Genomic DNA, 10,459 nt, shown 5'->3' with positions numbered 1-10,459 from the left:
CGCCAGGGTGACGGACCCTCACCCGTGGCCCTCTCCCAGAGGGAGAGGGGACATCACGAGGGGACATCAGAAGGTGTAACGCAACAGGGGAACCACCAGGGACCGCGAGGCGGTCGCCTCCACCACGGAGCGCGGACGCTCGGGGACTCGCGACAACGTGGGCGGCGGCACCGGCGCCGTCGCGCGCATCGTCAGCGTCACCGCCGTGGGCAACACCAGCGCCTCCACCAACGTGAACAACGCCGCGTCCCCCAGGTCATCCACCGTCGCCCCGAGCAGCACCGCCCCCGTCACCGCCAGTACGTGCACCCCGAGCGCCACCCAGACCGCCGGTTGAAAGCGCACGCTGCCCGGTTGCAACGCATTGCCCACCAGCCACTGCACCCCCGTCACCGCCAGCGGCGGCACCGCCAACAGCAGCACCATCGCCGGAGCCGCCGCCAGCACCAGGTCCGATGACAACGAGCCCACCCACGCGCTCAGCGCCAGCGTCGCCGGCACCGCCACCACCGCCGCCCCCGCCCCCGTGCCCAGCTCCAGCGCCATCCACTTCAGCGGCTGCTCCGTCATCATCCCCGCCGGCAACAACCGCGCCGACTCCGGCGCCGCCCGCGACGTCATCGGCACCATCCACAGCACCAGGGCCAGCGCCACCGCCGGGCTCACGCCCCTCCGGGCCCACCGCGCATCCGCTCGCAAGGGAAACATGGCCGCATGTCATATCATCGACACGCGCCTCCCGCCCCCACCACCCGGGGGGCTTTCCGCCACCCGCCGCTTCGTGCCACCGTGGACTCCCCGGCGAGCACTGGTGCCCGACTCCAAACACATCCTCCAACGCTGGCATCCGCTCGGACGGCTGGGGCTGTTCTCGTTCGTGTATTGCGCCAGCACCGCCCTGGGCATGCGGCTCAACCCTCCGGACGAGCACTTCTCCACCCTGTGGCCTCCCAGTGGGGTGCTGCTCGCCGCGCTGCTGCTCTCCCGCTTCCGCGACTGGCCCGCCCTCCTGCTCGCCGCCGTCGTCCTCAAACCCTTCGTCTCCGTCCCGGGGCGCATGCCGGACCCGGCGGGCTTCCTCCTGTCCGCGGGCAGTGCCCTGGAGGCCCTCGCCGGCGCCTGGCTCCTGCGCCGCCACGCCGGCTTCCGCCCCTCCCTGGAGCGCGTGCGCGACGTGCTCCTGCTGGTGGGGCTCGGCGCCCTGGCGAGCACCCTGCTCGGCGCCCCCCCCGGCGTCACCCTCATGGCCCTCCAGGGCGAAATCCCCTGGGAGCGCTGGGGCGGCGAGTGGCGCGTCTACTGGGTGGGCGATGCCATGGGCGTGCTGCTCGTGACGCCCGCGCTGCTCTCCTGGTCCACCCGCGGCCTCGAGGGCTGGAGCCGCGCCCGCCAGGTGGAGCTCGCCGTGCTGCTGGGGGCGCTCGTCCTCGCCGTGGACCTCGTCTTCCACGTGGGCCCCGACGCCGCCAACGCCTACCACCCCGTCAGCTACCTCGCCTTCCCCTTCATCCTCTGGGCCGCCCTGCGCTTCGAGGTCCGCGGCACCTCGGCGGCCCTGGTGGCCCTCACCGCCGTGACGCTCCAGCACACCCTCGCGGGCCATGGCCCCTTCGCCGTCGGGCCCCCGGGCGGCTCCAGCACCGAGCGCCTCGTCTTCCTCCAGTCCTTCCTGGCCGCCGTGGGCGTCACCGGGCTGCTGCTGGCCGCCGCCCTCGACGAGCGCCGCCGCGCCCAGGACAGGGCCACCCTCCTCAACCGCGAGCTGCGCCTGTCCCTGCACGCGCTCGCCACCGCCCAGCAGGAGCTGGTGAGCCGCGAGCGCATGGCCGCCCTCGGCGAGCTGTCCGCCAGCGTCGCCCACGAGGTGCGCAACCCCCTGGGCGTCATCGCCAACTCCGTGGCCGCCCTCTCCCGCCTGGTGGAGCCCACGCACGGCACCTCCTGGGAGTTGCTCGGCGTCATGGGCGAGGAGGTCGCCCGGTTGGATCACCTCATCAACGGGCTGCTGGACTTCGCCCGCCCCCAGGTGCCCCGCCTGCTACCGCAGCCGCTCGGCCCCGTGGTGGACGGCGCCCTCGAGGCCGCCTCGCGCACCCAGCCCCAGGCCCCGCGCGTGCGGGTGACGCGCGACATGGAGCCGGCCCTGCCCGACGCCCCGCTGGACGCGCAACTGCTCCACCTGGCGCTCAGCAACCTCTTCACCAACGCCCTGCAGGCCATGCCCCAGGGCGGCACCCTGCACATCGGGCTCGGACAGGTGCCGGCTCGCGGCGGCGTGCCCCGGGCCCACGTCTCCATCACCGACTCGGGCCCGGGCATCCCTCCCGAGGTCATGGCCCGTCTCTTCGAGCCCTTCTACACCACCAAGGCCTCGGGCACCGGCCTGGGGCTCGCCATCGTGCGGCGCATCGTCGAGGCCCACCACGGCTCCGTGGAGGTGCACTCCACCCCGGGCCAGGGGACGACCTTCATCGTCCTCCTGCCCCTGGCCGAGGCCGCCCGCTCCGCCGCCTGAGCCCGCGCGTCAGAACGGGATGTTGCCCTCGTCGTCCCCGCCGCCGCTGTAGTCGTCATCGCCGTGCGGAGGCGGCTCGTCACCCCCACCGCCGTCGTCGCCGCCCCGCTGCCGGGCGATCTCCGCCTCGATGGCCGCCAGCAACTGGCGCTCCCGGTCATGCCACCGGGACTTGCTCGGATCGTTCAGCGAGCGCCTCGCGCCATTCGCGTAGAACTCGAGGTCCCCCATGCTCGCGCCCCGGATGGGCGCGCCCTTGCTGCGGCCGTAGTTGGGGAACACCTCGCCGCCGCCACCGCCACCGCCTCCACCACCGCCTCCCGAGGAGGACGCGCGCCTCGGCGCCGCCGCCGCGTCCGGCGTCGCGCCAATGCTCAACTCCCCCAGCTTCAGCGAGAAACCGTCCCCATTGCGGAACGCCGTCCCCACCCGCACCTGCTCCACGCGCCCGTCCGGGCGCCTCACTGCCACCGTCACCGGATAACCCTGATCGCTCATCCCCGCCGGAAATCACTCCCGCCCCACCGTGTCAACGACTCCGCGGGGCAGGGAGGCTCCGGCCAACCCATTTGCCCAGCAGCCGGGCGTCTCCAGGGACAGTACCCTCTGGCATGGGCAACTCCAGATGCTGGGCCGCTTCCAGTGGAAGTTGCCCCGGGGCGAAGCTGGCCAGCGTGCCCGGGTTGAGCGGGAGCAAGGCGCGCTGCGCGTCCAGGGTCAACCAGCAGGTGCGGCTGGGACTCCAGGCCTGCGTGGTGCACTCCCCCCAGGGTTGTCTGATCCGCCTCCTATCCTTCAAGCAAGGCTGTTTCTCCTGGGGAAAGGCCAGCGCCATGGTGGAGGAGTGCTCGACGAGACGCGAGCCGCACTCGGGCGCGAGCTCAGCCCGCAGGCGCTGCTCTCTTCCCTGGTGTGGGCCGCGGGCCTGTACCTGGCGCTCTGGCTGCTACCCGAGCCGACGACGAAGCTGCTGGCCGCCGGGCTGTCCGTCATGCTGCTCGCCTGGCTGGGCGTGGATGCCCTGTGGGGCCTCATGGACGGGTGGGCCAGCATGGCGCACGCGGCGCACGAGGCCACCACGGACCGTCTCGGCGACGAGCTGCAAGCTGCCGTGAAGGAGTTTGCGGCGCGGTGGTCGCCGGCGAGGCTGAGTACCGAGGAGCGAAAAGCCATCGAGTCGATGCTCGAGCGCGGCTTGCAGCATCGCGCGGACCTCCTGGAGCGACAGGCTCGTGGGCGGTGGGTCGAGGCGCAGATGAGGCTGCGGTTCCCGGGCCTGTCGTGGAACAGTCGCGGTGTCGACATCACGGGCCCGGGCGGACAGAGTTACCATTACGAAATCCTGTCCGGCACCGACTCGAACTTCGCGCTGCACGGGCGGCGGATGGCGAGCACCTTCTTCCGCATGATCTTCTTCTGAGGCCCGCGTGACTCCCAACATCCACTACGAGAAGCGAGAGATCGTCGGCGAGCGGCTGGAGCTGAAAAAGGGCCCGATCTACTGGCTCGGCCCTGACCTCACGGTGCGCGACTCCACTGTCGTCATCAGTGCGGCTGGGCGCTCGCTGGTGCCTATGGCGGGGCAGTTCATCAACTGCACCATCCAGGCGAAGGGCCAGTTGAAGGGCGTGGTGTGGGCGCAGATGATGTTCAAGGGGTGTCGATTCAAGGGCCGCTTCAGGGGCAACGAGTTCGGGTTCCGCGAGGCCCTTGTTGACACGTCGCGGTTCAAGCCGGGAGGGATCGAGGACTGCGACTTCTCCGAGGCCGAGCTCCATGGGGTGGGGTTCAACGGCTGTGACATGAGCACCATCCGCCTGCCACGGTGGCCGTGCTTCACCTTCGTGGACCCAGTCAGGCACGCGGTTGAGCTGCAGCAGCATTCTTGGCCGGGTCGCTTCGGGAGGGTCACCGTCAAGGTGGCATGTGAGTCGCCCGAGGGCTCAGTCGCGTCGACGTGGCACGCACCCACCGTCGTCGAGGGGATGGACACGACAGTCGAGGAACTGCGCGCGGCGTTGGAGACGGCCCCGGGGATCTTCATGTAGGGAGGGGCGCTGGCGCGGCAGTAGTGTCAGGGCGGGTGACCTCTCCGGTTCACCCTGGCGGATGTCCCACCCGGCGCGGCCAGCACCTACCGTGCGGGCGCACCCGTGCGGAGCACGTCCTCACCGGCCGCCGCGCAACCTGGGTCCTCCTTCTCTCCGAGGGCCTTTTCTCTCTCGGAGAGGCCCTTCAATTCCTGGGACGGAAGGAGGCCTACCCCTTCCCTCAGCGCAGCTCGACGCGCTCCTTGCCGCCCTTCTTGCGCACCCAGGCCTTCGGCTTCGGCGGGGCCGTCGGCTCCGGCCTCTGCGGCGCCGCCTCCGCCAGCGCCTTCGACGCCGCGCGGCCCCTCGGCAACACCACGTCCGGCACCGACTGCGGCGACGCGTCGTCCACCCACTTGTCCGGCCGCCGGTTCGACTTCACCAGCAGACGCAGCTTCTGGTAGTGCGCCGAGCAGTACCCCTTCGAGCGCGACGGCCTCTTGCACCCGATGACCGCGCACCGCTTCCCCTCCGCCGCCGGGGGACGGCCCCGGCGCACCGGCGCCACCGCGGCCGCCTGAGCGCCCCGCGCCGCCGGCACCACCGCGCTCCGGGGCCTGGGCCCACCCGGCGCCGAGAGTCCCGGCAACGCCAGTTGCAGCGACTGCATCCGCTTCGTCAGCGGTGCCAGGCGCTTGAGGATGCCCACCAGGTCCTCGACCACCGCCAGCCGCTCATCCATTCGCGTGATGGCCTTGTGCATGGGAGCCAGCCGCCCCCTCAATTCCGCCTGGACCATCTCCCGCAACGGTTTTTCGATCGACATGCGCGCACCATATGCCACTCAGTAGCCCCTACCGCCAGTCCCTCGGACCCCTTCACTGTCGACCCGGCCACGTCCCACCCCCTCCCCGTCCACCTCCGCGCATCCCCTGCCGAATGCTGCGGCACTCCCGCCCCGCTTGGGGCATGGTGCACCGTCCGAGGGCACGAGGACTCCCAAGACATGACCCACGATCCGACCGATTGGCTTTGCATCAACACCATCCGCACCCTCGCCATGGACGCGGTGGAACAGGCCCACTCGGGCCACCCGGGCGCGCCCATGGCGCTGGCCCCCGTGGCCTACCAGCTGTGGCAACAGGAGCTGCGCTACGATCCCACCCAGCCCATCTGGCCCAACCGGGACCGGTTCGTGCTCTCCAACGGGCACGCCTCCATGCTCCTCTACGCGCTGCTCCACCTGGCCGGCTCGCGCCGCGTCACCTCGGAGTACACCGTCGAGGACCAGGTGGCCATCGCCCTGGAGGACATCCAGAAGTTCCGCCAGCTGGACAGCTCCACCCCCGGCCACCCCGAGTACCGCTGGACGAGCGGCGTGGAGACCACCACCGGCCCGCTGGGCCAGGGCGTGGCCAACACCGTGGGCATGGCCATCGCCGGCCGCTGGCTCGCGGGCTACTTCAACCGCCCCGGCTTCGAGCTGTTCGACTACGACGTGTGGGCCATCTGCGGTGATGGAGATCTGATGGAGGGCGTGGCCAGCGAGGCCGCGTCGCTCGCCGGACACCTGAAGCTGCCCAACCTGTGCTGGGTGTACGACAGCAACCGCATCAGCATCGACGGCAGCACGGACCTGGCCTTCACCGAGGACGTGGGCAAGCGCTTCGAGGCCTATGGCTGGCGCGTGCTCCACGTGGCCGACGCCAACGACCTGGACGCGCTCTCGCAGGCCTTCCGCACCTTCAAGCAGGACCGCGGCCTGCCCACCCTCATCATCGTCACCACGCAGATCGGCTACGGCGCGCCCAAGAAGCAGGGCAGTGCCTCGGCCCACGGCGAGCCGCTGGGCGCGGAGGAAATCAAGGGCGCCAAGCGCAAGTACGGGTGGCCCGAGGACGCGCAGTTCCTGGTGCCCGAGGGCGTGCGGGAGCGCTTCGCCGAGCGCCTGGGCAAGCGGGGCCGCGAGCTGCGCACGGAGTGGGAGGCGAGGTTCGCCGAGTACCAGAAGAAGCACCCGGAGCTGGCGGAGCACCTCACGCGGATGCAGAAGCGGGAGCTGCCCGAGGGCTGGGACAAGGAGCTGCCGGTGTTCCCGGCGGACGCCAAGGGCGTGGCCACGCGCGAGTCGAGCGGCAAGGTGCTCAACGCGCTGGCGAAGAACTACCCGTGGCTGGTGGGCGGCTCGGCGGACCTGAATCCGTCCACGAAGACGTTCCTGTCGTTCTCGGGCGCGATGAAGCCGGGGGACCAGTCGGGGCGCAACATCCACTTCGGCGTGCGCGAGCATGCCATGGGCTCCATCATCAACGGCCTGGCGCTGAGCAAGGTGCGCCCGTACAGCGCCACCTTCCTCATCTTCAGCGAGTACGAGCGGCCGCCCATCCGCCTGTCGGCCATCATGGAGCTGCCGGCCATCCACATCTTCACGCATGACTCGATTGGCCTGGGAGAGGACGGCCCGACGCACCAGCCGGTGGAGCAGTTGCCGAGCCTGCGGTCGATTCCGGGGCTCATCGTGCTGCGCCCGGGGGACGCCAACGAGGTGACGGAGGCGTGGAAGGTGATTGCCCCGCTGCGGCACCAGCCGGTGGTGCTGGTGCTCACGCGGCAGGCGGTGCCCACGCTGGACCGGACGAAGTACGCGCCGGCCTCGGGGGTGGCCAAGGGGGCCTACGTGCTGTCGGACAGCAAGGGCACGCCGGACGTCATCCTGATTGGAACGGGCAGCGAGGTGTCGCTGTGCCTGCAGGCGCAGGAGCAGCTGGAGGGCCAGGGGGTGAAGGCGCGGGTGGTGAGCATGCCCTCGTGGGAGCTGTTCGAGCAGCAGGACGAGGCGTACCGGGAGCAGGTGCTGCCCTCGTCGGTGCACGCGCGCGTGGCGGTGGAGAAGGCGTCGACGTTCGGCTGGGAGCGGTGGGTGGGGCTGCGCGGAGCGGTGGTGGGCATGCGCAGCTTCGGTGCGTCGGCGCCGCTCAAGGCCCTGCAGCAGAAGTTCGGCTTCACCGTGGAGAACGTGGTGAAGGTGGCCCGCGAGGTGATGGAGCAGGCGAAGAAGTAATCGCCGTGTAGCGCCCCCTCTCCCTCTGGGAGAGGGTGGGGGTGAGGGTCTTCCCCGGTCCGCGCGCACAGGTGGACGGGGAGGGCCCGGCCCGAGCAGAAGGAGAGCCATGGGATTCACGTTGGATGTCCACAACTACCGTGCGCTCCGGAAGGTGCGCTGGAGTCCCTCGGGAGTCTGCGCCATCACGGGACCGAACGGCGCGGGCAAGACGACCCTGCTGTCCACCCTCGAGTTCCTCCGGTACTTCCTCGAACGCGGCATCCAGGCCGCCATCGAGTTCTCGGGGGGAGCCGCGAGCATCAAGAACCAGCTTGCGTCGCCTCAGGATGGCATCCGGTTGATGCTGGAGCAGGGACTGAACTCCTGGGTGATCCATGTCGAGCCGCGGCCTCCCGCGTTCGAAGTCGGAGAGCGGGTGCGGATTGGAAACGCAGCCGTCGCGAGACAGGATCCCCACCCACGCTCGGCGGTCGTCCAGGACCGCGAGCTGACCGTCTCGGGAGACTCCATCTTCTCCCATGCCATGACCCTGCTCGCTCCGGAGCAGCGGGAAGCACTCAAAGGACTCCACGAGCTCGCGGCGAACTTCCGGCTGTACCAGAACCTCCAGGTCTGGAGCCTGCGTACGACGGGATCTCCCGCGACCACGGACCTTCACCTGCAGCCGGACGGACGCAATGCGTTCTCGGTGCTGCGCAACTGGAAGGCTGGCCGCAAGGAGCACGAAGAGCGCTGGGGCTTCGTCCGCGATGGCCTGGAGGAGTGCTTCCCAGAGCTCTTCGAGGACATCGAGTTCCTCTCGGCCGGCCTGACCGTCACCGTCCGGTTCTTCCTCAAGGGGCTACGAGAGCCCATCGATGCCTACTCGGCGCCTCATGGCCTGCTCGTCACGCTCCTCCACCTGTGTGCCATTGCATCCACCCCCGATGGAGGCGCCGTGGCCATCGACGAGCCGGAGAACGGCCTGCACCCGTACGCCATCCGGACGTTGCTGGACCTGGCGCGGGCCCGTGCCTCGGCGAAGGACCTGACCATCCTCCTCGCGACGCACTCGCCCGTGGTGCTCAACACCTTCAACACCGAGCCGGAGCGCGTCTACATCATGGAGCCCGGCCATGAGGTGCTCCCCCTCGCGCTGAGCGAGCACAGCAATCCGGAGTGGCTCGCCCACTTCTCACTTGGGGACCTCTACAGCGACCAGACCTTCGGCGCGCAGAGGCGGCCACCCAAGTGACGGTCCGGGTTCAGCTCATCGTCACGGGAGAGCTCGAACGCCTGGGTCTGCACCTCTCCCTCCGGAAGCTCTTCGCCTCGACCGGAGCGGATGTCGAGTTCCTCGTGCCACAGAGAACCCAGGACTTCACGTCCAACCGCGTGGGGCCACTGCTCCCCCCGGAGCTGGCCGCGAAATCCCTCGCCGCCAAGCTCGCGGGCGCGCTGGTGCTCGCGGTGTATCCCGGCCGGGGCGGCACCCTGCAGGCGGACCACGTCATCGCGGTGGACGACCTGGAACTGGTCAACGCGGACCAACCCGGGCACGTCCTGGGGTACTTCCGCCACGCGGTGAGGGCTCACGTCGACAGCACGTTTCCCACCGCCACCACCCGCGACCGGGTGTACCAGGCGCTGGCCGAGCGCGGCTCGTTCCATCTGCTCGCCCCGATGGTCGAGTCCTATTTCTTCGGAGAGGCCGACGCGCTCCAGCGGGCCAAGGCCCACCGCGCACCCAACCGTTTCGACACGGCTCGGGATCTCGAGGACTTCGAGGTGGATGACACCGCCTATCTGGCCCCCGCGCCCTCCACCGCGCCCTGGAAGGCAGAGCCTCGCCACCGGCACCCGAAGAACTACGTCCGCTACCTCTGCGATCCGACAGGCACACAGCTGCGCGCCTACCGCGAGACGCACGAAGGACTCGATGCCCTCCAGGTTCTCGACTGGACGGCGGTTCTCCGACGGGAAGCACATGCGGCTTTCGCACGAGCACTCATCGACGACGTCGCCGATGCGCTGAACGTCCCGTCTCCGTGTCCTGGAGTGTGCTCCCCACTGACCGAGCGCAAGGGAGACGGCCTGCTGCGCAACATCTGATGGCACCGTCCACGCCCGGCACGCCCTCGGGTTCTGCCGGCCTCCCGGGCACACTCATCACGAACTTGTCCAACTGTTGGACAACTTTGGAGAGACCGTGCCCGGAGGACAGACCCCTGTACGGACTTTCCTTGGATGGCCCGGCCCTCAAGGACTCAGTCGCACGGAGCGGCGGGCCGCCTCCCACGTGGAGCGCAACAGGCCCCACACCTGCTGGTCCTTGCGCTGACCATCGATGAAGAAGTGCTCGCGCATCACGCCCTCCAGCGTGAAGCCGAGCTTCCTCGCCAGTCCCTGGCACGCGAGGTTGTCCGGCGCGGTGGTGAGCCACACCCGGTGCAGGAAGGGCCACTCGAAGAGCCGCTCCAGCACCATCCCCACCGCCCGCGTGCCAATGCCCCGGCCGTGGTACGCGCTGGAGAGCATGTAGCCAATCTCGATGCGCCCATGGAATCGAGACAGGTCCTTCGCGGCCACCGTGCCGACGAGGCGCCCGTCGAGCTCCACCATCCACCGGAAGCTCTTGGCCTTCGGGTCCGACAAATCACTGGTCGCCTCCTGGATGCGCTCGAGCAGGGATTCGCGCGTGGAGGGCTCCATCGGCACGAGCTTGCGTGACACGGGCTCGTCCCGCAGGGCCATCCAGAAGTCCAGGTGCTCGGGCAGGGCGGGAACCAGGCGCAGGTCCGGAGTCGTCATGACCCGCCACTGTAACGCCTGCCCTCCAGGAAGCCGTGGTCCATGTGCTCCCCACCCTGG

At 70.0% G+C, this 10,459-nt stretch carries 9 protein-coding genes and 1 pseudogene; 6 read left to right on the top strand and 4 right to left on the bottom strand.

The window, feature by feature from the left end; all coding sequences use genetic code 11:
- Positions 1–66 precede the first annotated feature (66 nt).
- Positions 67–708, bottom strand: a complete 642-nt coding sequence (locus tag Q664_RS12270) for a hypothetical protein (protein ID WP_043393903.1) — start codon at positions 706–708, stop codon at positions 67–69.
- On the opposite strand from Q664_RS12270, the gene Q664_RS12265 reads away from it, so the two are divergent.
- Complete coding sequence (locus Q664_RS12265; RefSeq protein ID WP_084609782.1) at positions 707–2,515, top strand: MASE1 domain-containing protein; 1,809 nt, start codon at positions 707–709, stop codon at positions 2,513–2,515. The genes Q664_RS12270 and Q664_RS12265 overlap by 2 nt on opposite strands.
- A 9-nt stretch (positions 2,516–2,524) precedes the next feature.
- Here the strand turns inward: Q664_RS12265 and Q664_RS12260 are convergent, their stop codons facing one another.
- Complete coding sequence (locus Q664_RS12260) at positions 2,525–3,013, bottom strand: hypothetical protein (RefSeq protein ID WP_043393900.1); 489 nt, start codon at positions 3,011–3,013, stop codon at positions 2,525–2,527.
- A gap of 340 nt (positions 3,014–3,353) precedes the next feature.
- Here Q664_RS12260 and Q664_RS60810 point away from each other — a divergent pair.
- Both Q664_RS60810 and Q664_RS12250 read left to right on the top strand, forming a co-directional pair.
- Positions 3,354–3,935, top strand: a pseudogene (locus Q664_RS60810) (hypothetical protein); the annotation flags it as partial.
- 7 nt (positions 3,936–3,942) lie between these two features.
- Positions 3,943–4,563: a hypothetical protein gene (locus tag Q664_RS12250; protein ID WP_043393897.1), complete on the top strand. Its 621-nt coding sequence runs from the start codon at positions 3,943–3,945 to the stop codon at positions 4,561–4,563.
- A 223-nt stretch (positions 4,564–4,786) separates the two neighbouring features.
- Here Q664_RS12250 and Q664_RS12245 read toward each other — a convergent pair whose 3' ends face one another.
- The gene (locus Q664_RS12245; protein WP_043393894.1) at positions 4,787–5,371 is read right to left on the bottom strand and encodes a hypothetical protein; all 585 of its coding nucleotides are present in this window, start codon (positions 5,369–5,371) and stop codon (positions 4,787–4,789) included.
- Between the two features lie 180 nt (positions 5,372–5,551).
- Here Q664_RS12245 and tkt point away from each other — a divergent pair, with 180 nt between their 5' ends.
- The 3 genes from tkt to Q664_RS12230 all read left to right on the top strand — a co-directional run bounded on the left by tkt (position 5,552) and on the right by Q664_RS12230 (position 9,700).
- Positions 5,552–7,606, top strand: coding sequence for a transketolase (gene tkt / locus Q664_RS12240; protein ID WP_043393892.1), 2,055 nt, complete (start codon positions 5,552–5,554; stop codon positions 7,604–7,606).
- Positions 7,607–7,715: 109 nt separating this feature from the next.
- Positions 7,716–8,843 (top strand): AAA family ATPase, encoded by a 1,128-nt coding sequence (locus tag Q664_RS12235; protein WP_043393890.1) that lies wholly within the window; start codon positions 7,716–7,718, stop codon positions 8,841–8,843.
- Positions 8,840–9,700, top strand: coding sequence for a hypothetical protein (locus Q664_RS12230; RefSeq protein ID WP_043393888.1), 861 nt, complete (start codon positions 8,840–8,842; stop codon positions 9,698–9,700). Before Q664_RS12235 ends, Q664_RS12230 begins: the two co-directional genes overlap by 4 nt.
- Before the next feature lie 147 nt (positions 9,701–9,847).
- On the opposite strand, the gene Q664_RS12225 is transcribed toward Q664_RS12230, so the two are convergent.
- Positions 9,848–10,399 carry a GNAT family N-acetyltransferase gene (locus Q664_RS12225; RefSeq protein ID WP_043393886.1) on the bottom strand — a complete coding sequence of 184 codons (552 nt, stop codon included), beginning with the start codon at positions 10,397–10,399 and terminating at the stop codon, positions 9,848–9,850.
- Between the last annotated feature and the right edge of the window lie 60 nt (positions 10,400–10,459).

Origin of the sequence: Archangium violaceum Cb vi76 (genome assembly GCF_000733295.1) — a bacterium.
GTDB lineage: Bacteria > Myxococcota > Myxococcia > Myxococcales > Myxococcaceae > Archangium > Archangium violaceum.
Note: the sequence above shows the minus strand (reverse complement) of the source record. Positions and strands in the feature narration are given on the sequence as shown.